This is a genomic window from Streptococcus mitis, from assembly GCF_013305725.1.
Lineage (GTDB): Bacteria > Bacillota > Bacilli > Lactobacillales > Streptococcaceae > Streptococcus > Streptococcus mitis_BO.
Window position 1 is genome coordinate 1 of sequence record NZ_CP047883.1, and the last position, 24,076, is coordinate 24,076.

The window sequence follows — 24,076 nt, forward strand, 5'->3', positions numbered from 1 at the left end:
TTGAAAGAAAAACAATTTTGGAATCGTATATTAGAATTTGCTCAAGAAAGACTGACTCGATCCATGTATGATTTCTATGCTATTCAAGCTGAACTCATCAAGGTAGAGGAAAATGTTGCCACTATATTTTTACCACGATCTGAAATGGAAATGGTCTGGGAAAAACAACTAAAAGATATTATTGTAGTTGCTGGTTTTGAAATTTATGATGCTGAGATAACTCCCCACTATATTTTCACCAAACCTCAAGATACGGCTGTCTCACAAGTTGAAGAAACTACCAATTCAACTCTTTATGACTATAGTCCAAAGTTATCATCTATTCCTTATTCGGATACTGGATTAAAAGAAAAGTATACCTTTGATAATTTTATTCAAGGGGATGGAAATGTTTGGGCAGTATCAGCCGCTTTGGCTGTCTCTGAAGATTTGGCCTTGACCTATAATCCTCTTTTTATCTATGGAGGACCTGGCCTTGGTAAAACTCACTTACTCAATGCAATTGGGAATGAGATTTTGAAAAATATTCCTGATGCGCGTGTGAAGTACATCCCTGCTGAAAGCTTTATCAACGACTTTCTTGAACATCTGAGACTTGGTGAAATGGATAAGTTCAAAAAAACCTACCGTAGCCTCGATCTCTTGTTAATTGATGATATCCAATCGCTGAGTGGAAAAAAAGTTGCAACTCAAGAAGAATTTTTCAATACTTTCAATGTTCTCCATAACAATCAAAAACAAATTGTTCTGACTAGTGATCGTAGCCCTAAACACCTAGAGGGCCTTGAAGAACGGCTTGTGACACGCTTTAGCTGGGGCTTGACGCAAAACATCACACCACCTGACTTTGAGACACGTATTGCCATTTTACAAAGCAAAACAGAGCATTTAGACTACCATTTCCAAAGTGATACCCTAGAATACCTTGCTGGTCAATTTGATTCAAACGTCCGAGAACTTGAAGGAGCAATCAACGACATTACTTTAATTGCCAGAGTGAAGAAGATTAAGGATATCACTATTGATATCGCTGCAGAGGCTATTCGAGCACGTAAACAAGATGTTAACCAAATGCTCGTCATCCCAATTGATAAAATCCAAAATGAAGTGGGTAACTTTTATGGTGTCAGTATCAAAGAAATAAAGGGAAGCAGACGCCTTCAAAATATTGTGTTAGCCCGTCAAGTAGCCATGTATTTATCTAGAGAACTAACAGATAATAGTCTTCCAAAAATTGGGAAGGAATTTGGTGGAAAAGACCATACAACAGTTATTCATGCCCATGCCAAAATTAAATCTTTGATTGATGAAGACGATAATTTACGTTTAGAAATTGAATCAATCAAAAAGAAAATTAAATAACTTGTGGATAACTTTTGCTTTTTTATCTTTTTTATCCACATTTTTTAAACAAGCCTAAAAACTTGATATGACTTGTTTAAAGTCTGTTTTCCACAGATTTCACAGACTCTATTATTACTATTATCCTTCTAATACTAAAAATAAATAAAGGAGAATCCATGATTCATTTTTCAATTAATAAAAATTTATTTCTACAAGCCTTAAATACTACTAAGAGAGCCATTAGCTCTAAAAATGCCATTCCTATTTTATCAACAGTCAAAATTGACGTGACCAATGAAGGTGTTACTTTAATTGGTTCAAATGGTCAAATTTCAATTGAAAATTTTATTTCTCAAAAAAATGAAGATGCTGGTTTGTTAATTACTTCTTTAGGTTCGATCCTTCTTGAAGCTTCTTTTTTTATCAATGTTGTCTCTAGTCTACCTGATGTGACTCTTGATTTTAAAGAAATTGAACAAAATCAAATTGTTTTAACCAGCGGCAAATCAGAAATTACCCTAAAAGGAAAAGATAGTGAACAATATCCACGAATTCAAGAAATTTCAGCAAGCACTCCTTTAATTCTTGAAACAAAATTACTCAAGAAAATTATCAATGAAACAGCTTTTGCTGCAAGTACACAAGAGAGTCGTCCAATTTTAACTGGTGTTCATTTTGTATTGAGTCAACATAAGGAGCTAAAAACAGTTGCAACAGACTCTCATCGCCTAAGCCAGAAAAAATTAACGCTTGAGAAAAATAGTGATGATTTTGATGTTGTTATTCCTAGCCGTTCGTTACGCGAATTTTCAGCAGTATTTACAGATGATATTGAAACTGTAGAGATTTTCTTTGCCAATAACCAAATCCTCTTTAGAAGCGAAAATATTAGCTTCTATACTCGTCTCCTAGAAGGAAACTATCCTGACACAGATCGTTTGATTCCAACAGACTTTAACACTACAATTACTTTTGATGTGGTAAACTTACGTCAGTCAATGGAGCGTGCTCGTCTTTTATCAAGTGCGACTCAAAATGGTACTGTGAAACTTGAAATTAAAGATGGGGTTGTTAGCGCCCATGTTCACTCTCCAGAAGTTGGTAAAGTAAACGAAGAAATCGATACTGATCAGGTTACTGGTGAAGATTTGACCATTAGTTTCAACCCAACTTACTTGATTGATTCACTCAAGGCTTTAAATAGCGAAAAGGTGACCATTAGCTTTATCTCAGCTGTTCGTCCATTTACTCTTGTGCCAGCAGATACTGACGAGGACTTCATGCAACTTATCACCCCAGTTCGTACAAATTAAGTGAAAGAGGTTGAGCCTAGCTCGCCTCTTTTATGATATAATCGAAAAAGAAAAGGAGAGTAGTATGTATCAAGTTGGAAATTTTGTTGAGATGAAAAAACCACATGCTTGTACTATTAAGTCAACTGGTAAAAAAGCCAATCGTTGGGAAATTACACGTGTAGGGGCAGATATCAAAATCAAATGCAGTAATTGTGACCATATTGTCATGATGGGACGCTATGATTTTGATCGAAAAATGAATAAAATTATTGACTGAAAACCCTTAGTTAGAGGATTCGCAAGTTTTCCCTTTTTGTGTTATAATATTAGGGATTGAAATGAAAACGGAGAATGAGAAAATATGGCTTTAACAGCAGGTATCGTTGGTTTGCCAAACGTTGGTAAATCAACACTATTTAATGCAATTACAAAAGCAGGAGCAGAGGCAGCGAACTACCCATTTGCAACGATTGATCCAAACGTTGGAATGGTAGAAGTTCCAGATGAACGCCTACAAAAACTAACTGAAATGATTACTCCTAAAAAGACAGTGCCAACAACATTTGAATTTACAGATATTGCAGGGATTGTAAAAGGAGCTTCAAAAGGAGAAGGGCTAGGGAATAAATTCTTGGCCAATATTCGTGAAGTAGATGCGATTGTTCACGTAGTTCGTGCTTTTGATGATGAAAATGTGATGCGCGAGCAAGGACGTGAAGACGCCTTTGTAGATCCACTTGCAGATATTGATACAATTAATCTGGAATTGATTCTTGCTGACTTAGAGTCAGTCAATAAACGCTATGCGCGTGTAGAAAAGATGGCACGTACGCAAAAAGATAAAGAATCAGTAGCAGAATTCAATGTTCTTCAAAAGATTAAACCAGTCCTTGAAGATGGAAAATCAGCTCGCACCATCGAATTTACAGATGAAGAACAAAAAGTTGTCAAAGGTCTCTTCCTTTTGACGACTAAACCAGTTCTTTATGTTGCCAATGTGGACGAGGATGTGGTTTCAGAACCTGACTCTATCGACTATGTTAAACAAATTCGTGAATTTGCAGCGACAGAAAATGCTGAAGTAGTCGTTATTTCTGCGCGTGCTGAGGAAGAAATTTCTGAGTTAGACGATGAAGATAAGCAAGAGTTTCTTGAAGCACTTGGGTTGACAGAATCAGGCGTTGACAAGTTGACTCGTGCTGCTTACCATTTGCTTGGATTGGGAACTTACTTTACAGCTGGTGAAAAAGAAGTTCGCGCTTGGACCTTCAAACGTGGTATGAAGGCTCCTCAAGCAGCTGGGATTATCCACTCAGACTTTGAAAAAGGATTTATTCGTGCAGTAACCATGTCATATGAGGATCTAGTGAAATACGGATCTGAAAAGGCCGTAAAAGAAGCTGGGCGCTTGCGTGAAGAAGGAAAAGAATATATCGTTCAAGATGGCGATATCATGGAATTCCGCTTTAATGTATAAGAAATTTAATAAATAGTGTCAATTAGGTTGGAAAAAAATTCCAACCCTTTTGGCTTTTGAAAGGAAAAATAGATGACCAAATTACTTGTAGGATTAGGAAATCCAGGGGATAAATATTTTGAAACAAAACACAATGTTGGTTTTATGTTGATTGACCAACTAGCGAAGAAACAGAATCTCACTTTTACACACGATAAGATATTTCAAGCTGATCTAGCATCTTTTTTCCTCAATGGTGAAAAAATTTATCTTGTGAAACCAACGACATTTATGAATGAAAGCGGGAAAGCTGTTCATGCTTTATTGACTTACTATGGTTTGGATATTGAAGATTTACTCATCATTTACGATGATCTTGACATGGAAGTTGGAAAGATTCGTTTAAGAGCAAAGGGCTCAGCAGGTGGACATAATGGTATCAAGTCTATTATTCAACATATTGGAACCCAGGCTTTTAATCGTGTTAAAATTGGAATTGGAAGACCTAAAAATGGCATGTCAGTTGTTAACCATGTTTTGAGTACCTTTGACAAGGATGATTATATTGGTATTTTACAGTCTATTGACAAGGTTGACGATGCTGTAAATCACTATTTACAAGAGAAAAATTTTGAAAAAACGATGCAGAGGTATAACGGATAAATGTTGACCTTATTAGATTTATTCTCAGAAAATGATCAGATAAAAAAATGGCATCAAAATCTGACAGATAAGAAAAGACAATTAATGTTAGGTTTGTCAACTTCTACAAAAGCTTTAGCAATCGCTAGTAGTTTGAAGAAAGAAGATAAGATTGTGTTACTGACATCAACATATGGAGAGGCAGAAGGGCTTATTAGTGATCTTATTTCTATCTTAGGTGAGGAATTGGTCTATCCATTTTTGGTGGATGATTTCCCTATGGTTGAGTTTTTGATGTCTTCACAAGAAAAAATCATTTCACGGGTTGAAGCCTTGCGTTTTTTGACTGATCCGTTTAAGAAAGGGATTTTAGTTTGTAATATTGCAGCAAGTAGATTGATTTTACCCTCTCCGACTGGATTTAAAGAAAGCATTATAAAAATTGCAGTTGGTGAAGAATATGACCAAAACGCGCTCATCTATCATTTAAAAGAAATCGGCTATCGAAAAGTTACTCAAGTACAGACCCAAGGAGAATTTAGTCTGCGAGGAGATATTTTAGATATTTTTGAAATATCTCAGTTAGAACCTTGCCGAATTGAGTTTTTTGGTGATGAAGTAGATGGAATTCGTACTTTTGAAGTCGAAACACAATTATCGAAAGAAAATCAGACAGAACTCACCATCTTTCCAGCTAGCGACATACTTTTGAAAGAAAAGGATTATCAACGAGGTCAGTCAGCTTTAGAAAAAAAAATTTCAAAAACTCTATCGCCGATTCTGAAATCCTACATAGAAGAAATTCTTTCAAGTTTTCATCAAAAACAAATGCATTCAGATTCTCGGAAATTTTTATCTTTGTGTTATGAGAAATCATGGACTGTATTTGATTATATTGAAAAAGATACACCAATATTCTTTGATGATTACCAGAAATTGATGAATCAGTATGAAGCATTTGAAAGAGAATTAGCGCAATACTTTACAGAAGATTTACAGAATGGTAAATCATTTTCTGAGATGCAGTATTTTGCAGATACAGAGCAAAACTATAAAAAACAAAGTCCAGTTACCTTTTTCTCCAATCTGCAAAAGGGCTTAGGAAATCTCAAGTTTGATCACATTTATCAATTTAATCAATACCCCATGCAAGAGTTTTTCAATCAGTTTTCTTTTCTAAAAGAAGAAATTGAACGATACAAAAAAATGGACTACACTATTATTCTGCAATCTAGCAATTCAATGGGAAGTAAAACATTGGAGGATGTTTTAGAGGAATACCAGATTAAATTGGACTCTAGAGATAAGTCAAGTATCTGTAAAGAATCTGTAAACTTAATCGAGGGCAATCTCAGACATGGTTTTCATTTTGTAGATGAAAAAATTCTGGTGATTACTGAACATGAGATTTTTCAAAAGAAATTAAAACGTCGTTTTCGAAGACAACATGTTTCAAATGCAGAGAGATTAAAAGATTATAATGAACTTGAGAAAGGGGACTACGTTGTTCACCATATCCATGGAATTGGTCAATATCTAGGGATTGAAACAATTGAAATCAAAGGGATACACCGCGATTATGTCAGTGTCCAATACCAAAATGGTGATCAAATCTCTATCCCAGTAGAACAGATTCATCTACTTTCCAAATACGTTTCAAGTGACGGGAAAGCTCCTAAACTCAATAAGTTAAATGATGGTCATTTTAAAAAGGCTAAGCAAAAAGTTAAGAATCAGGTAGAGGATATAGCTGACGATTTAATCAAACTCTATTCTGAGCGTAGTCAGTTGAAGGGCTTTGCTTTCTCAGCTGATGATGAAGAGCAAGATGCTTTTGATGATGCTTTTTCTTATGTTGAAACGGATGATCAACTTCGTAGTATCGAGGAAATCAAGAGAGATATGCAAGATTCTCAGCCAATGGATAGGCTATTGGTTGGGGATGTTGGTTTTGGAAAGACTGAAGTTGCAATGCGTGCAGCCTTTAAGGCAGTCAATGATAACAAACAGGTGGTCGTTCTAGTTCCGACGACGGTTTTAGCGCAACAGCACTATACGAATTTTAAGGAACGATTCCAAAATTTTGCAGTTAATATTGATGTGTTGAGTCGCTTTAGAAGTAAAAAAGAGCAGACTGAAACACTTGAAAAATTGAAAAACGGTCAAGTTGATATTTTGATTGGAACCCATCGTGTTTTGTCAAAAGATGTTGTGTTTGCTGATTTGGGCTTGATGATTATTGATGAGGAACAACGATTTGGTGTCAAGCATAAGGAAACCTTGAAAGAACTGAAAAAACAAGTAGATGTCCTGACCTTGACAGCAACGCCAATTCCTCGTACCCTTCACATGTCTATGCTGGGAATCCGAGATTTGTCTGTTATTGAAACTCCTCCAACTAATCGCTATCCTGTTCAAACCTATGTATTGGAGAAGAATGATAGTGTCATTCGTGATTCTGTCTTGCGTGAAATGGAGCGTGGAGGTCAAGTTTACTATCTTTACAATAAAGTTGACACTATTGACCAGAAGGTTTCAGAATTACAGGAGTTGATTCCAGAAGCTTCGATTGGGTATGTCCATGGACAAATGAGTGAAATTCAGTTAGAAAATACTCTGTTGGACTTTATTGAAGGACAATATGATATTTTGGTGACAACTACCATTATTGAGACAGGGGTGGACATTCCAAATGCCAATACCTTATTTATTGAAAATGCGGACCATATGGGCTTGTCAACCTTGTATCAGTTAAGAGGAAGGGTCGGTCGTAGTAATCGTATTGCTTATGCCTATCTCATGTATCGTCCAGAAAAATCAATCAGTGAAGTCTCCGAGAAGAGATTAGAAGCGATCAAAGGATTTACAGAATTGGGCTCTGGATTTAAGATTGCAATGCGAGATCTTTCGATTCGCGGAGCAGGAAATCTTTTAGGAAAATCCCAGTCTGGTTTCATTGATTCTGTTGGTTTTGAATTGTATTCGCAGTTATTGGAGGAAGCTATTGCTAAACGACATGGTAATGTGAACACAAGAACCAAAGGGAATTCTGAGTTGATTTTACAAATTGATGCCTATCTTCCTGATACTTATATTTCTGATCAACGACATAAGATTGAAATTTACAAGAAAATTCGTCAAATTGACAACCGTGTCAATTATGAGGAGTTACAAGAAGAGCTGATGGACCGTTTTGGAGAATACCCAGATGTGGTTGCTTATCTTTTAGAGATTGGTTTAGTCAAGTCATATTTGGACAAGGTCTTTGTTCAACGTGTAGAAAGAAAAGAGAATAAGATTACAGTTCAATTTGAAAAAGTCACTCAACGACTGTTTTTGGCTCAAGATTATTTTAAAGCTTTATCCGCAACGAATTTAAAAGCAGCCATAGCTGAGAATAAGGGATTAATGGAAGTTGTATTTGATGTTCGAAACAAGAAGGACTATGAAATTTTAGAAGGTCTACTCATTTTTGGAGAAAGTTTATTAGAGATAAAAGTGTCGAAAGAAGGCAATTCCCTTTAACATTTTTCTTCTATAAAGTAGATAAAAATGATACAATAATAATTTGAGGTAATAAAAATGAGATTAGACAAATATTTAAAAGTATCAAGAATTATCAAGCGTCGTACAGTCGCAAAAGAAGTAGCAGATAAAGGTAGAATTAAGGTAAATGGAATTTTGGCTAAAAGTTCAACGGACTTGAAAGTTAATGACAAAGTTGAAATTCGCTTTGGCAATAAGTTGCTACTTGTAAAAGTACTGGAGATGAAAGATAGTACAAAAAAAGAAGATGCGGCAGGAATGTATGAAATTATCAGTGAAACACGGGTAGAAGAAAATGTCTAAAAATATCGTACAATTGAATAATTCTTTTATTCAAAATGAACACCAACGTCGTCGCTATCTGATGAAAGAACGACAAAAACGTAATCGTTTCATGGGTTGGGTTCTTATTTTGATGATTTTATTGTTCATTTTACCAACTTATAATCTTGCTCAAAGTTATCACCAATTACTCCAAAGACGTCAACAGTTATCAGACTTGCAAACTCAGTATCAAACCTTGAGTGAGGAAAAGGAGAAAGAGACAGCTTTTGCTACAAAGTTGAAAGATGAAGATTACGCTGCTAAATACATGCGTGCAAAATATTATTATTCTAAGAATCGGGAAGCTGTTTATACGATTCCTGACTTGCTTCCAAGGTGATGAAATGGAAAATTTATTAGACGTAATTGAGCAATTTTTGAGTCTATCGGATGAAAAACTAGAAGAGTTATCTGATAAAAATCAACTATTGCGCTTACAAGAAGAAAAGGAAAGGAAGAATGCGTAAATTCTTAATTATTTTGTTGCTACCGAGTTTTTTGACTATTTCAAAAGTCGTTAGCACAGAAAAAGAAGTCGTCTATACTTCGAAAGAAATTTATTACCTTTCACAATCTGACTTTGGTATTTATTTTAGAGAAAAATTAAGTTCTCCCATGGTTTATGGAGAGGTTCCTGTTTATGCGAATGAAGATTTAGTAGTGGAATCTGGAAAATTGACTCCAAAAACAAGTTTTCAAATAACCGAGTGGCGTTTAAATAAACAAGGAATTCCAGTATTTAAGTTATCCAACCATCAATTTATTGCTGCAGACAAACGATTTTTATATGATCAGTCAAAGGTAACTCCAACAATAAAAAAAGTATGGATAGAATCTGATTTTAAACTGTACAATAGTCCTTATGATTTAAAAGAAGTGAAATCATCCTTATCAGCTTATTCGCAAGTTTCAACTGACAAGACCATGTTTGTAGAAGGGAAAGAATTTCTACATATTGATCAAGTTGGATGGGTAGATAAGGAATTAACTTCTGAAGAAGATAATCGGATGAGTAAAGTTCAAGAAATATTATCTGAAAAATATCAGAAAGATTCTTTCTCTATTTATGTTAAGCAACTGACTACTGGAAAAGAAGCTGGTATCAATCAAGATGAAAAGATGTATGCAGCTAGTGTTTTGAAACTTCCTTATCTTTATTATACGCAAGAAAAAATAAATGAAGGTCTTTATCAGTTAGATACGACTGTAAAATACGTATCTGCAGTCAATGATTTTCCAGGTTCTTATAAACCAGAGGGAAGTGGTAGCCTCCCTAAAAAAGAGGATAATAAAGAATATTCTCTAAAAGATTTAATTACGAAAGTATCAAAAGAATCTGATAATGTAGCTCATAACATATTGGGATATTACATTTCAAACCAATCTGATGCCACATTCAAATCCAAGATGTCTGCTATTATGGGAGATGATTGGGATTCAAAAGAAAAATTGATTTCTTCTAAAATGGCTGGGAAAGTCATGGAAGCTATTTATAATCAAAATGGATTTGTGCTAGAGTCTTTGATTAAAACAGATTTTGATAATGAGCGAATTGCCAAAGGTGTTTCTGTCAAAGTAGCTCATAAAATTGGAGATTCAGATGAATTTAAGCATGATACCAGTGTTGTCTATGCAGATTCTCCATTTATTCTTTCTATTTTCACTAAAAATTCTGATTATGATACGATTTCTAAGATAGCCAAGGATGTTTATGAGGTTCTAAAATGAGGGAACAAGATTTTTTAAATCATTTTCTCAAGAAGGGATATTTCAAAAAGCATGCTAAGGTGGTGCTAGCTCTTTCTGGTGGATTAGATTCTATGTTTCTATTTAAGGTATTATCTACTTATAAAAAAGAGTTAGAAATTGAATTGATTCTAGCTCATGTGAATCATAAGCAGAGAGTAGAATCAGATAGGGAAGAACAGGAATTAAGGAAGTTAGCTGCTGAAGCAGAGCTTCCTATTTATATCAGCAATTTTTCAGGAGAATTTTCAGAAGCGCGGGCTCGACATTTTCGTTATGATTTTTTTAAAGAGGTCATGATAAAGACTGGTGCGACAGCCTTGGTAACTGCCCACCATGCTGATGATCAGGTGGAAACTATTTTAATGCGTTTGATTAGAGGAACTCGTTTGCGCTATCTATCAGGAATTAAGGAGAAGCAAGTAGTCGGAAAGATAGAAATTATTCGCCCCTTCTTGCATTTTCAAAAAAAAGACTTTCCATCAATTTTTCACTTTGAAGATGCATCAAATAAGGAAAATCATTATTTTCGAAATCGTATTCGAAACTCTTATTTACCAGAATTAGAAAAAGAAAATCCTCGATTTAGGGATGCAATCTTAAGCATCGGTAATGAAATTTTAGATTATGACTTAGCTATAGCTGAATTATCAAAGAATATTGATGTAGAAAATTTAGAGCAGCTATTATCTTACTCTGAGTATACACAAAGAGTTTTACTTCAAACTTATCTGAATCGTTTTCCAGATTTGAATCTTACAAAAGCTCAGTTTGAAGAAGTTAGACAAATTTTAAAAACTAAAAGCCAGTATCGTCATCTGCTTAAAAATGGCTATGAATTGATAAAAGAGTATCAACAGTTTCAGATTTGTAAAATCAGTCCGCAGGCTGATGAAAAGGAAGATGAACTTGTGTTACACTATCAAAATCAGGTATCTTACCAAGGTTATTTATTTTCCTTTGGAATTCCATTAGAAGGTGAATCAATTCAACAAATACCTGTTTCACGCGAAACATCCATACACATTCGTCATCGAAAACCAAGAGATTTTTTGATTCAAAATGGGCATAGAAAAAAACTCAGACGTCTATTTATTGATTTGAAAATCCCTATGGAAAAGCGAAAATCTGCTCTGATTATTGAGCAATTTGGTGAAATTGTTTCAATTTTGGGAATTGCGACCAGTAATTTGAGTAAAAACACGAAAAATGATATAATGAACACTGTACTTTATATAGAAAAAATAGATAGGTAAAAAAATGTTAGAAAACGATATTAAAAAAATCCTCGTTTCACACGATGAAATTACAGAAGCTGCAAAAAAATTAGGTGCTCAATTAACAAAGGATTATGCAGGAAAAAATCCGATTTTAATTGGGATTTTAAAAGGATCTATTCCTTTTATGGCTGAATTGGTCAAATATATTGATACACATATTGAAATGGACTTCATGATGGTTTCTAGCTACCATGGTGGAACAGCAAGTAGCGGTGTCATCAATATCAAGCAAGATGTGACTCAAGATATCAAAGGAAGACATGTTCTGTTTGTAGAAGATATCATTGATACAGGTCAAACTTTGAAGAGTTTAAGAGATATGTTTAAAGCAAGAGAGGCTGCTTCTGTTAAAATTGCAACCTTGTTGGATAAACCAGAAGGACGTGTTGTAGAAATTGAGGCAGACTATACCTGCTTTACTATCCCAAATGAGTTTGTAGTAGGTTATGGTTTAGACTACAAAGAAAACTATCGTAACCTTCCTTATGTTGGAGTATTGAAAGAAGAAGTATATTCAAATTAGAAAGAACAATTTTTAATGAAAAAACAAAATAATGGTTTAATTAAAAATCCTTTTCTATGGTTATTACTTATTTTTTTCCTAGTTACAAGTTACCAGTATTTTAGTACAGGTAGTGTTGCAGGGAAAAGTGAGCAAATTAATTATACAGAATTGGTAAAAGAAATTACCGATGACAATGTAAAAGAATTGACTTACCAACCAAATGGCAGTGTTATCGAAATTTCAGGTGTTTATAAAAATCCTAAAACAAGTAAAGAAGCAACAGGCATTCAGTTCTTTTCTCCTTCTGCTACAACAGTAGAGAAATTTTCAAGTATTATTCTTCCTTCAGACACTACAGTATCAGAATTGCAAAAACTTGCTTCTGACCATAAAGCGGAAGTAACTGTTAAACATGAAAGTTCAAGTGGTATGTGGATTAATATTCTTGTATCCATTGTGCCATTCGGTATTCTTTTCTTCTTCCTATTCTCTATGATGGGAAATATGGGAGGGAATAATGGCCGTAACCCAATGAGTTTTGGGCGTAGTAAGGCTAAAGCCGCAAATAAAGAAGATATTAAAGTAAGATTTTCAGATGTTGCTGGAGCTGAGGAAGAAAAACAAGAACTAGTTGAAGTTGTTGAATTCTTAAAAGATCCAAAACGATTTACAAAACTTGGAGCCCGTATTCCAGCAGGTGTTCTTTTGGAGGGACCTCCAGGAACAGGTAAAACTTTGCTTGCTAAGGCAGTAGCCGGAGAAGCAGGTGTTCCATTCTTTAGTATCTCAGGTTCTGACTTTGTAGAAATGTTTGTCGGAGTTGGAGCTAGTCGTGTTCGTTCTCTTTTTGAAGATGCCAAAAAAGCAGCACCAGCTATTATCTTTATCGATGAAATTGATGCTGTTGGACGTCAGCGTGGAGTTGGTCTTGGCGGAGGAAATGACGAACGTGAACAAACATTGAACCAACTCTTGATTGAGATGGATGGTTTTGAGGGAAATGAAGGGATTATCGTCATTGCTGCGACAAACCGTTCAGATGTACTTGACCCTGCCCTTCTGCGCCCAGGACGTTTTGATAGAAAAGTCTTGGTTGGCCGCCCTGATGTTAAAGGTCGTGAAGCAATCTTGAAAGTTCACGCTAAGAACAAACCTTTAGCAGACGATGTTGATTTGAAATTAGTGGCCCAACAAACCCCAGGTTTTGTTGGAGCAGATTTAGAGAATGTATTGAATGAAGCGGCTTTAGTTGCTGCCCGTCGCAACAAGTCAGTTATTGATGCTTCAGATATTGATGAAGCAGAAGATAGAGTTATTGCGGGACCTTCTAAGAAAGATAAGACAGTGTCACAAAAAGAACGTGAATTAGTTGCCTACCATGAGGCAGGACATACCATTGTTGGTCTAGTCTTGTCGAATGCCCGTGTTGTTCATAAAGTTACCATCGTACCACGTGGACGTGCAGGTGGTTATATGATTGCACTTCCTAAAGAAGACCAAATGCTTCTTTCTAAAGAAGATATGAAAGAGCAATTGGCTGGCTTAATGGGTGGACGTGTAGCTGAAGAAATTATCTTTAATGTCCAAACTACAGGAGCTTCAAACGACTTTGAACAAGCGACTCAGATGGCTCGTGCAATGGTTACAGAGTACGGTATGAGTGAAAAACTTGGCCCAGTTCAATATGAAGGTAATCATGCTATGTTTGGTGCACAGAGCCCTCAAAAATCAATTTCAGAGCAAACAGCTTATGAAATTGATGAAGAGGTTCGTTCATTATTGAATGAAGCACGAAATAAAGCTGCTGAAATTATTCAGTCAAATCGTGAAACTCACAAGTTGATTGCAGAAGCATTATTGAAATACGAAACATTGGATAGTACGCAAATTAAATCTCTTTACGAAACAGGAAAGATGCCTGAAACAGTAGAAGAGGAATCACATGCATTATCTTATGATGAAGTGAAGTCAAAAATGAATGACGAAAAATAACCCTGAGAGAGGCAAGACCTCTCTTTTTTGTGCAGTTTAGACGGTGTAGGGAACAGAATGGGGGAAATGGGACAAAAGTGTTTCTGAATCTGTTAGACTGTATCTAGAAAGGGGGACGTTATGTTTAAAGAATTATATGAAGAAGTCCAGGGAATTGTATATAAGAGTAGAAATGAATATTACTTGCATTTATGGGAATTATCGGATTGGGACCAAGAGGGTATGATTTGCTTACATGAATTGATCAGTAGCGAAGAAGGGCTTGTAGAAGATATTCCACGTTTAAGGAAATATTTTAAGACTAAGTTCCGGAATCGAATTCTAGACTATATCCGTAAGCAAGAAAGTCAGAAGCGTAGATATGATAAAGAACCCTATGAAGAAGTAGGTGAGATTAGTCATCGTATAAGTGAGGGAGGTCTGTGTCTAGATGATTATTATCTCTTTCATGAGACACTAAGAGATTATAGAAACAAACAAAGTAAAGACAAACAAGAAGAGTTAGAACGCGTCTTAAGAAATGAACGCTTCCGAGGGCGTCAAAGAGTATTAAGGGACTTACGTATTGTGTTTAAGGAATTTGATATCCGTACTCGGTAAGAAGCTATGCCAAAAAAAAGAAAAAAACAGAAAAAGTAGTTGACAAAGTTTGAAAAGCCTGTATAATAGTAAGAGTTGAAAACAGCTCAGGTCCGTTGGTCAAGGGGTTAAGACACCGCCTTTTCACGGCGGTAACACGGGTTCGAATCCCGTACGGACTATGGTATGTTGCGGTTGGAAACACTTGATGAAAAAAGATTAAAAAAGTTTCAAAAAAGTGTTGACAAGCGAAAGCGACTGTGGTATACTAATATAGTTGTCACTTGAGAGAAGCAAGTGACAAAGACCTTTGAAAACTGAACAAGACGAACCAATGTGCAGGGCACTACAACAATTGTTGTAGTACTGAACAATGAAAAAACAATAAATCTGTCAGTGACAGAAATGAGTGAGAACTCAAACTTTTAATGAGAGTTTGATCCTGGCTCAGGACGAACGCTGGCGGCGTGCCTAATACATGCAAGTAGAACGCTGAAGGAGGAGCTTGCTTCTCTGGATGAGTTGCGAACGGGTGAGTAACGCGTAGGTAACCTGCCTGGTAGCGGGGGATAACTATTGGAAACGATAGCTAATACCGCATAAGAGTAGATGTTGCATGACATTTGCTTAAAAGGTGCAATTGCATCACTACCAGATGGACCTGCGTTGTATTAGCTAGTTGGTGGGGTAACGGCTCACCAAGGCGACGATACATAGCCGACCTGAGAGGGTGATCGGCCACACTGGGACTGAGACACGGCCCAGACTCCTACGGGAGGCAGCAGTAGGGAATCTTCGGCAATGGACGAAAGTCTGACCGAGCAACGCCGCGTGAGTGAAGAAGGTTTTCGGATCGTAAAGCTCTGTTGTAAGAGAAGAACGAGTGTGAGAGTGGAAAGTTCACACTGTGACGGTATCTTACCAGAAAGGGACGGCTAACTACGTGCCAGCAGCCGCGGTAATACGTAGGTCCCGAGCGTTGTCCGGATTTATTGGGCGTAAAGCGAGCGCAGGCGGTTAGATAAGTCTGAAGTTAAAGGCTGTGGCTTAACCATAGTACGCTTTGGAAACTGTTTAACTTGAGTGCAAGAGGGGAGAGTGGAATTCCATGTGTAGCGGTGAAATGCGTAGATATATGGAGGAACACCGGTGGCGAAAGCGGCTCTCTGGCTTGTAACTGACGCTGAGGCTCGAAAGCGTGGGGAGCAAACAGGATTAGATACCCTGGTAGTCCACGCCGTAAACGATGAGTGCTAGGTGTTAGACCCTTTCCGGGGTTTAGTGCCGTAGCTAACGCATTAAGCACTCCGCCTGGGGAGTACGACCGCAAGGTTGAAACTCAAAGGAATTGACGGGGGCCCGCACAAGCGGTGGAGCATGTGGTTTAATTCGAAGCAACGCGAAGAACCTTACCAGGTCTTGACATCCCTCTGACCGCTCTAGAGATAGAGTTTTCCTTCGGGACAGAGGTGACAGGTGGTGCATGGTTGTCGTCAGCTCGTGTCGTGAGATGTTGGGTTAAGTCCCGCAACGAGCGCAACCCCTATTGTTAGTTGCCATCATTCAGTTGGGCACTCTAGCGAGACTGCCGGTAATAAACCGGAGGAAGGTGGGGATGACGTCAAATCATCATGCCCCTTATGACCTGGGCTACACACGTGCTACAATGGCTGGTACAACGAGTCGCAAGCCGGTGACGGCAAGCTAATCTCTTAAAGCCAGTCTCAGTTCGGATTGTAGGCTGCAACTCGCCTACATGAAGTCGGAATCGCTAGTAATCGCGGATCAGCACGCCGCGGTGAATACGTTCCCGGGCCTTGTACACACCGCCCGTCACACCACGAGAGTTTGTAACACCCGAAGTCGGTGAGGTAACCGTAAGGAGCCAGCCGCCTAAGGTGGGATAGATGATTGGGGTGAAGTCGTAACAAGGTAGCCGTATCGGAAGGTGCGGCTGGATCACCTCCTTTCTAAGGATAAGGAACTGCGCATTGGTCTTGTTTAGTCTTGAGAGGTCTTGTGGGGCCTTAGCTCAGCTGGGAGAGCGCCTGCTTTGCACGCAGGAGGTCAGCGGTTCGATCCCGCTAGGCTCCATTGGTGAGAGATCACCAAGTAATGCACATTGAAAATTGAATATCTATATCAAATAGTAACAAGAAAATAAACCGAAAACGCTGTAGTATTAATAAGAGTTTATGACTGAAAGGTCAGAAAATAAGGTTAAGTTAATAAGGGCGCACGGTGGATGCCTTGGCACTAGGAGCCGAAGAAGGACGTGACAAACGACGATATGCCTTGGGTAGCTGTAAGTAAGCGATGATCCAGGGATTTCCGAATGGGGGAACCCAACAGGTACTACCTGTTACCCGCATCTGTTAAGGATGTGAGGAGGAAGACGCAGTGAACTGAAACATCTAAGTAGCTGCAGGAAGAGAAAGCAAAAGCGATTGCCTTAGTAGCGGCGAGCGAAATGGCAGAAGGGCAAACCGAAGAGTTTACTCTTCGGGGTTGTAGGACTGCAATGTGGACTCAAAGATTATAGAAGAATGATTTGGGAAGATCAGCCAAAGAGAGTAATAGCCTCGTATTTAAAATAGTCTTTGTACCTAGCAGTATCCTGAGTACGGCGGGACACGTGAAATCCCGTCGGAATCTGGGAGGACCATCTCCCAACCCTAAATACTCCCTAGTGACCGATAGTGAACCAGTACCGTGAGGGAAAGGTGAAAAGCACCCCGGGAGGGGAGTGAAATAGAACCTGAAACCGTGTGCCTACAACAAGTTCGAGCCCGTTAATGGGTGAGAGCGTGCCTTTTGTAGAATGAACCGGCGAGTTACGTTATGATGCGAGGTTAAGTTGAAGAGACGGAGCCGTAGGGAAACCGAGTCTGAATAGGGCGCCTTAGTATCATGACGTAGACCCGAAACCATGTGACCTACCCATGAGCAGGTTGAAGGTGCGGTAAGACGCACTGGAGGACCGAACCAGGGCACGTTGAAAAGTGCTTGGATGACTTGTGGGTAGCGGAGAAATTCCAAACGAACTTGGAGATAGCTGGTTCTCTCCGAAATAGCTTTAGGGCTAGCGTCGACATTAGAGATTCTTGGAGGTAGAGCACTGTTTGGGTGAGGGGTCCATCCCGGATTACCAATCTCAGATAAACTCCGAATGCCAATGAATTATGGTCGGCAGTCAGACTGCGAGTGCTAAGATCCGTAGTCGAAAGGGAAACAGCCCAGACCACCAGCTAAGGTCCCAAAATAATTGTTAAGTGGAAAAGGATGTGGGGTTGCACAGACAACTAGGATGTTAGCTTAGAAGCAGCTATTCATTCAAAGAGTGCGTAATAGCTCACTAGTCGAGTGACCCTGCGCCGAAAATGTACCGGGGCTAAAACAATTTACCGAAGCTGTGGATACCTTTATAGGTATGGTAGGAGAGCGTTCTATGTGTGATGAAGGTGTACCGTGAGGAGTGCTGGAACGCATAGAAGTGAGAATGCCGGTATGAGTAGCGAAAGACAGGTGAGAATCCTGTCCACCGTAAGACTAAGGTTTCCAGGGGAAGGCTCGTCCGCCCTGGGTTAGTCGGGACCTAAGGAGAGACCGAAAGGTGTATCCGATGGACAACAGGTTGATATTCCTGTACTAGAGTATGTAGTGATGGAGGGACGCAGTAGGCTAACTAAAGCAGACGATTGGAAGTGTCTGTCTAAGCAGTGAGGTGTGATATGAGTCAAATGCTTATATCTGTAACATTGAGCTGTGATGGGGAGCGAAGTTTAGTAGCGAAGTTAGTGACGTCACACTGCCAAGAAAAGCTTCTAGCATTTAAACATACTCTACCCGTACCGCAAACCGACACAGGTAGTCGAGGCGAGTAGCCTCAGGTGAGCGAGAGAACTCTCGTTAAGGAACTCGGCAAAATGACCCCGTAACTTCGGGAGAAGGGGTGCTGACTTTAAGTCAGCCGCAGTGAATAGGCCCAAGCAACTGTTTATCAAAAACACAGCTCTCTGCTAAATCGTAAGATGATGTATAGGGGGTGACGCCTGCCCGGTGCTGGAAGGTTAAGAGGAGTGCTTAGCGTAAGCAAAGGTATGAATTGAAGCCCCAGTAAACGGCGGCCGTAACTATAACGGTCCTAAGGTAGCGAAATTCCTTGTCGGGTAAGTTCCGACCCGCACGAAAGGCGTAATGATTTGGGCACTGTCTCAACGAGAGACTCGGTGAAATTTTAGTACCTGTGAAGATGCAGGTTACCCGCGACAGGACGGAAAGACCCCATGGAGCTTTACTGCAGTTTGATATTGAGTGTCTGTACCACATGTACAGGATAGGTAGGAGTCTATGAGATCGGGACGCCAGTTTCGAAGGAGACGTTGTTGGGATACTACCCTTGTGTTATGGCCACTCTAACCCGGATAGGTGATCCCTATCGGAGACAGTGTCTGACGGGCAGTTTGACTGGGGCGGTCGCCTCCTAAAAGGTAACGGAGGCGCCCAAAGGTTCCCTCAGAATGGTTGGAAATCATTCGCAGAGTGTAAAGGTATAAGGGAGCTTGACTGCGAGAGCTACAACTCGAGCAGGGACGAAAGTCGGGCTTAGTGATCCGGTGGTTCCGTATGGAAGGGCCATCGCTCAACGGATAAAAGCTACCCTGGGGATAACAGGCTTATCTCCCCCAAGAGTTCACATCGACGGGGAGGTTTGGCACCTCGATGTCGGCTCGTCGCATCCTGGGGCTGTAGTCGGTCCCAAGGGTTGGGCTGTTCGCCCATTAAAGCGGCACGCGAGCTGGGTTCAGAACGTCGTGAGACAGTTCGGTCCCTATCCGTCGCGGGCGTAGGAAATTTGAGAGGATCTGCTCCTAGTACGAGAGGACCAGAGTGGACTTACCGCTGGTGTACCAGTTGTCTTGCCAAAGGCATCGCTGGGTAGCTATGTAGGGAAGGGATAAACGCTGAAAGCATCTAAGTGTGAAACCCACCTCAAGATGAGATTTCCCATGATTTTATATCAGTAAGAGCCCTGAGAGATGATCAGGTAGATAGGTTAGAAGTGGAAGTGTGGCGACACATGTAGCGGACTAATACTAATAGCTCGAGGACTTATCCAAAGTAACTGAGAATATGAGAGCGAACGGTTTTCTTGATTTGAATAGATATTCAATTTTGAGTAGGTATTACTCAGAGTTAAGTGACGATAGCCTAGGAGATACACCTGTACCCATGCCGAACACAGAAGTTAAGCCCTAGAACGCCGGAAGTAGTTGGGGGTTGCCCCCTGTGAGATATGGAAGTCGCTTAGCTTTATTCCGCCATAGCTCAGTTGGTAGTAGCGCATGACTGTTAATCATGATGTCGTAGGTTCGAGTCCTACTGGCGGAGTAGTTAATTAAAAGAGGTTAAGACCTCTTTTTTTGTTATGTAATTTATAATCTATTTTGTGTTATTTGGTAAGATACATTTTTCTTGTAGAGATTAGACTAACTTCCACTTTGCTCAGTAAAGTGGAAGGTACCGAAATTTTTTATACTACGAAATCAGATCTATAATATCTGTATAAAAATATTATAGTTCTAAGAGTATTTAATCAAAAGTTTTAAGTCGATCTTTTTATGTCTTTAATCGTTTGAAATTTAGGTAGTAAATTTGTTCCTATCCTGTCAACTTTTCCTTTTTGTTATTTTGTTGGGGTTGGTATTTTAACAATTCAGGAATTAATAGTGAATGTGTAAAATTTTTTGTTAGAATAAGCTTATAAAAAGTAAAGGGGTATAGGCTTATGTTACAAAAAATTTATGAGCAGATGGCGGATTTTTATAGAAATATTGAAGAAGAGTATGGTACGTTCTTCGGAGATCATTTTGACTGGGAACATGTTCATTTTAAATTTTTGATTTATTATCTTTTCCGATATAGCATTGGGAATTATCGGGCTTTTATTGTTTACCATTATCGTGTTGCTTATCGTTTGTATCTTGAAAAATTGATAATGAATCAGGGATTTATTTCTTGTTGAGATGTTTTGAGTAAATTTCCGAACAAATTTCCTTTTTTATGGAAAGATAATAATAAATAGCTACTTATTTTTTTAAATCGTTTTTTAATAGTTGGAAATAGCAAATCTTTCTATTGTTTCTTCTTGATAAAAAGGCGATTTTTTCTTATAATAAATTGTAAGATATAATTGCAGGTGAGAGTCCTGCCATGTATGTGAGAAAGGAAGAGCCTGAGGGCTCAGACAAGATTATGACTTCAGTTGTTGTTGTAGGTACCCAATGGGGTGATGAAGGTAAAGGGAAGATTACAGACTTCCTTTCTGCGAATGCAGAAGTGATTGCACGATACCAAGGTGGTGATAATGCAGGTCACACGATTGTGATTGATGGTAAGAAATTTAAGTTGCACTTGATTCCATCTGGAATTTTCTTCCCTGAAAAAATCTCTGTTATTGGTAATGGTATGGTTGTAAATCCTAAATCTCTTGTGAAAGAGTTGAGCTATCTTCATGAGGAAGGTGTGACAACTGATAACTTGCGTATTTCTGATCGCGCGCATGTTATTTTGCCTTATCATATCGAGTTAGACCGTTTGCAAGAAGAAGCTAAGGGCGACAATAAGATTGGGACTACAATCAAGGGAATTGGTCCAGCTTATATGGACAAGGCTGCTCGTGTTGGGATTCGTATTGCAGATCTTTTAGATAAAGATATTTTCCGTGAGCGTTTAGAACGTAACCTTGCTGAGAAGAATCGTCTTTTTGAAAAATTGTATGACAGTAAAGCGATTGCTTTCGATGATATTTTTGAAGAATATTACGAATATGGTCAACAAATCAAGAAATACGTAACAGATACATCTGTTATCTTGAATGATGCGCTTGATAACGGTAAACGTGTGCTTTTTGAAGGTGCACAAGGTGTTATGCTAGATATCGACCAAGGTACCTATCCATTTGTTACGTCTTCAAACCCTGTAGCTGGTGGTGTGACCATTGGTTCAGGTGTCGGGCCAAGCAAGATTGACAAGGTTGTAGGTGTATGTAAAGCCTATACGAGTCGTGTAGGAGATGGTCCTTTCCCAACTGAGTTGTTTGATGAAGTGGGAGAACGTATCCGTGAAGTGGGTCATGAATATGGTACAACAACTGGTCGTCCACGTCGTGTGGGTTGGTTTGACTCAGTCGTGATGCGTCATAGCCGCCGTGTTTCTGGTATCACTAATCTTTCATTGAACTCTATCGATGTTTTGAGTGGTTTGGATACAGTGAAAATCTGTGTGGCCTATGATCTTGATGGTCAACGTATTGACTACTATCCAGCTAGTCTTGAGCAATTGAAACGTTGCAAGCCTATCTATGAAGAGTTGCCAGGTTGGTCAGAAGATATTACCGGAGTTCGTAATTTGGAAGATCTTCCTGAGAATGCACGTAACTATGTTCGTCGTGTGAGTGAATTGGTTGGTGTTCGTATTTCTACTTTCTCAGTAGGTCCTGGTCGTGAACAAACAAATATTTTAGAAAGTGTTTGGTCCTAAGAGATTTTTAAGATTAGTTTAAGTTAGGTCGGGTATATTATAGACAGTTACAAGAAGACCTCCTAACTTGTTGTAACAAATATCCTAAACTTTTCTTTTTCATAATAATCTCCCTATAAAGTCACCGCATTCGGTGGCTTTTTTTGTATTGGGATTCATGATATAATAATAAAATCGACAAGTAGGAAAAGGGAATTGATGAATTATACAGTTGAAGAAAAAGAAGTCTTTATGAGGGAAGCTTTGAGAGAGGCTGAGATTGCTCTTGAACACGATGAAATTCCAATTGGTTGTGTGATTGTCAAGGACGGAGAAATCATTGGCCGTGGGCATAATGCGCGTGAGGAACTGCAGCGAGCGGTTATGCATGCGGAAATTATGGCCATAGAGAATGCGAATCTGAGTGAGGAAAGCTGGCGCTTGCTTGATTGCACGCTTTTTGTGACTATTGAGCCTTGTGTCATGTGTAGTGGGGCGATTGGCCTCGCCCGTATTCCAAACGTGGTCTATGGGGCTAAAAACCAGAAATTTGGCGCTGCTGGGAGTTTGTACGATATCTTGACAGATGAGCGTCTCAATCATCGTGTGGATGTTGAAACGGGAATTTTGGAAGATGAATGCGCAGCTATTATGCAGGATTTTTTTAGAAATAGACGGAAAAAATAATTTTGCTTTTAAAATGAATAGGAATGTGATATAATAAATAACGGAGCAACAGTTCTGCGTGAAGCGGGTCAGGGGAGGAATCCAGCAGCCCTAAGCGATTTGAATTGTGTGCTCTTTTTTTCGTGCTTTTTCCGAATAAATAAGATAGAATAATCTAGAATAAATGATAATAGAAAAGAGAAGATGATGAAAATTCGTGGTTTTGAATTGGTTTCTAGTTTTACAGATGAAAATTTATTGCCCAAGCGTGAGACAGCGCATGCGGCTGGTTACGACTTAAAGGTTGCTGTGCGTACAGTTATCGCTCCAGGAGAGATTGTTTTGGTTCCGACAGGGGTTAAGGCTTATATGCAACCGACTGAGGTTCTTTACCTTTATGATCGCTCTTCAAATCCTCGTAAGAAGGGTTTGGTTTTAATTAACTCAGTTGGGGTCATTGATGGGGATTATTATGGAAATCCTGGAAATGAAGGACATATTTTTGCTCAGATGAAGAATATCACAGATCAAGAGGTTGTTCTTGAAGTTGGGGAACGTGTTGTCCAGGCGGTTTTTGCTCCTTTCTTAATTGCAGATGGAGATGCGGCTGATGGCGTGCGGACTGGTGGATTTGGATCGACAGGGCACTAGGATGAAGATTATCTTTGTACGTCATGGGGAGCCAGATTATCGTGAGTTAGAGGAGCGTTCTTATACGGGATTTGGGATAGATTTAGCACCCTTGTCTGAGAAGGGACGGCAGCAAGCTCAGGAACTGAGCACTAATCCTTTACTCTCTTCAGCAGAAATAATCGTATCTTCTGCAGTCACAAGAGCTTTAGAGACTGCTAGCTATGTGACTTGTGCTACGGGACTTCCTTTGAGAGTGGAGCCTTTATTACATGAATGGCAGGTCTATGAAACAGGAACAGAAAACTATGAAACAGCTAGAAGCCTGTTTTTAGAAAACAAGGGGGAGTTGCTTCCTAATAGTCCTATTCAATATGAGACGGCTACGGAGATGAAGTCTCGTTTTCTAGACTGCATGGCTAAGTATCGAGATTACCAGACCGTGATAGTGGTAACTCACAACATGCTCATGCGCCAGTTTGTGCCAAATGAGAAGATTGATTTTTGCCAAGTGATTGAGTGTGAGTTAGAGATATAGAAAGAGGTTTAT

General features: G+C 38.9%; 19 protein-coding genes, 3 tRNA genes, 3 rRNA genes and 1 other RNA gene. All 26 read left to right on the forward strand.

Annotated features, from left to right (window positions below; all coding sequences use genetic code 11):
• On the forward strand, positions 1-1,362 hold the full coding sequence (gene dnaA / locus M594_RS00005; RefSeq protein ID WP_173875624.1) for a chromosomal replication initiator protein DnaA: 1,362 nt from the start codon (positions 1-3) through the stop codon (positions 1,360-1,362).
• 158 nt (positions 1,363-1,520) lie between these two features.
• Positions 1,521-2,657: a DNA polymerase III subunit beta gene (gene dnaN, locus M594_RS00010; protein ID WP_042751910.1), complete on the forward strand. Its 1,137-nt coding sequence runs from the start codon at positions 1,521-1,523 to the stop codon at positions 2,655-2,657.
• A 64-nt stretch (positions 2,658-2,721) separates the two neighbouring features.
• Positions 2,722-2,916 carry a DUF951 domain-containing protein gene (locus M594_RS00015; RefSeq protein WP_042751911.1) on the forward strand — a complete coding sequence of 65 codons (195 nt, stop codon included), beginning with the start codon at positions 2,722-2,724 and terminating at the stop codon, positions 2,914-2,916.
• 84 nt (positions 2,917-3,000) lie between these two features.
• Positions 3,001-4,116 (forward strand): redox-regulated ATPase YchF, encoded by a 1,116-nt coding sequence (gene ychF, locus M594_RS00020; RefSeq protein WP_004269823.1) that lies wholly within the window; start codon positions 3,001-3,003, stop codon positions 4,114-4,116.
• 72 nt (positions 4,117-4,188) lie between these two features.
• Positions 4,189-4,758 carry an aminoacyl-tRNA hydrolase gene (gene pth / locus M594_RS00025; RefSeq protein ID WP_173875625.1) on the forward strand — a complete coding sequence of 190 codons (570 nt, stop codon included), beginning with the start codon at positions 4,189-4,191 and terminating at the stop codon, positions 4,756-4,758.
• Complete coding sequence (gene mfd / locus M594_RS00030) at positions 4,759-8,262, forward strand: transcription-repair coupling factor (RefSeq protein WP_173875626.1); 3,504 nt, start codon at positions 4,759-4,761, stop codon at positions 8,260-8,262. It begins immediately after the preceding gene.
• A 57-nt stretch (positions 8,263-8,319) separates the two neighbouring features.
• Entirely contained in the window at positions 8,320-8,586 is a 267-nt protein-coding gene (locus M594_RS00035) for an RNA-binding S4 domain-containing protein (RefSeq protein ID WP_120770754.1), read from the forward strand.
• Entirely contained in the window at positions 8,579-8,947 is a 369-nt protein-coding gene (locus tag M594_RS00040; protein ID WP_000041905.1) for a septum formation initiator family protein, read from the forward strand. The genes M594_RS00035 and M594_RS00040 overlap by 8 nt, the downstream gene beginning before the upstream one ends.
• A gap of 4 nt (positions 8,948-8,951) precedes the next feature.
• On the forward strand, positions 8,952-9,074 hold the full coding sequence (locus M594_RS10045; RefSeq protein WP_020902316.1) for an SP_0009 family protein: 123 nt from the start codon (positions 8,952-8,954) through the stop codon (positions 9,072-9,074).
• Complete coding sequence (locus M594_RS00045; RefSeq protein WP_173875627.1) at positions 9,067-10,335, forward strand: serine hydrolase; 1,269 nt, start codon at positions 9,067-9,069, stop codon at positions 10,333-10,335. The genes M594_RS10045 and M594_RS00045 overlap by 8 nt, the downstream gene beginning before the upstream one ends.
• Positions 10,332-11,609 (forward strand): tRNA lysidine(34) synthetase TilS, encoded by a 1,278-nt coding sequence (gene tilS, locus M594_RS00050; RefSeq protein WP_173875628.1) that lies wholly within the window; start codon positions 10,332-10,334, stop codon positions 11,607-11,609. The genes M594_RS00045 and tilS overlap by 4 nt, the downstream gene beginning before the upstream one ends.
• A gap of 4 nt (positions 11,610-11,613) precedes the next feature.
• Positions 11,614-12,156 (forward strand): hypoxanthine phosphoribosyltransferase, encoded by a 543-nt coding sequence (hpt, locus tag M594_RS00055; RefSeq protein ID WP_125452616.1) that lies wholly within the window; start codon positions 11,614-11,616, stop codon positions 12,154-12,156.
• A gap of 15 nt (positions 12,157-12,171) precedes the next feature.
• The gene (ftsH, locus tag M594_RS00060; RefSeq protein WP_173875629.1) at positions 12,172-14,130 is read left to right on the forward strand and encodes an ATP-dependent zinc metalloprotease FtsH; all 1,959 of its coding nucleotides are present in this window, start codon (positions 12,172-12,174) and stop codon (positions 14,128-14,130) included.
• 120 nt (positions 14,131-14,250) lie between these two features.
• Positions 14,251-14,730 carry a sigma-70 family RNA polymerase sigma factor gene (locus tag M594_RS00065; protein ID WP_173875630.1) on the forward strand — a complete coding sequence of 160 codons (480 nt, stop codon included), beginning with the start codon at positions 14,251-14,253 and terminating at the stop codon, positions 14,728-14,730.
• An 89-nt stretch (positions 14,731-14,819) separates the two neighbouring features.
• Positions 14,820-14,891, forward strand: a tRNA-Glu gene (locus tag M594_RS00070).
• Between the two features lie 242 nt (positions 14,892-15,133).
• Positions 15,134-16,679: ribosomal RNA gene (locus M594_RS00075) — 16S ribosomal RNA — on the forward strand.
• A 51-nt stretch (positions 16,680-16,730) separates the two neighbouring features.
• Positions 16,731-16,803 (forward strand) — tRNA-Ala (locus M594_RS00080).
• A gap of 124 nt (positions 16,804-16,927) precedes the next feature.
• Positions 16,928-19,829: ribosomal RNA gene (locus M594_RS00085) — 23S ribosomal RNA — on the forward strand.
• 76 nt (positions 19,830-19,905) lie between these two features.
• Positions 19,906-20,021 (forward strand): 5S ribosomal RNA (rrf, locus tag M594_RS00090).
• Together the 16S, 23S and 5S rRNA genes with 3 tRNA genes alongside form the textbook arrangement of a ribosomal RNA operon.
• 5 nt (positions 20,022-20,026) lie before the next feature.
• Positions 20,027-20,100 (forward strand) — tRNA-Asn (locus M594_RS00095).
• Positions 20,101-20,497: 397 nt separating this feature from the next.
• On the forward strand, positions 20,498-20,734 hold the full coding sequence (gene comW, locus M594_RS00100; protein WP_173875631.1) for a sigma(X)-activator ComW: 237 nt from the start codon (positions 20,498-20,500) through the stop codon (positions 20,732-20,734).
• A gap of 230 nt (positions 20,735-20,964) precedes the next feature.
• Positions 20,965-22,251 (forward strand): adenylosuccinate synthase, encoded by a 1,287-nt coding sequence (locus M594_RS00105; protein WP_001832534.1) that lies wholly within the window; start codon positions 20,965-20,967, stop codon positions 22,249-22,251.
• A 198-nt stretch (positions 22,252-22,449) separates the two neighbouring features.
• Positions 22,450-22,917, forward strand: a complete 468-nt coding sequence (tadA, locus tag M594_RS00110; RefSeq protein ID WP_001110110.1) for a tRNA adenosine(34) deaminase TadA — start codon at positions 22,450-22,452, stop codon at positions 22,915-22,917.
• Between the two features lie 32 nt (positions 22,918-22,949).
• Positions 22,950-23,047: signal recognition particle sRNA small type (gene ffs, locus M594_RS00115), an RNA gene on the forward strand.
• A 56-nt stretch (positions 23,048-23,103) separates the two neighbouring features.
• The gene (locus tag M594_RS00120) at positions 23,104-23,547 is read left to right on the forward strand and encodes a dUTP diphosphatase (RefSeq protein WP_000701987.1); all 444 of its coding nucleotides are present in this window, start codon (positions 23,104-23,106) and stop codon (positions 23,545-23,547) included.
• A complete protein-coding gene (locus M594_RS00125; RefSeq protein WP_173875632.1) occupies positions 23,507-24,064 on the forward strand; it encodes a histidine phosphatase family protein in 558 nt (185 codons plus the stop codon). Before M594_RS00120 ends, M594_RS00125 begins: the two co-directional genes overlap by 41 nt.
• The last annotated feature ends 12 nt before the right edge of the window (positions 24,065-24,076 follow it).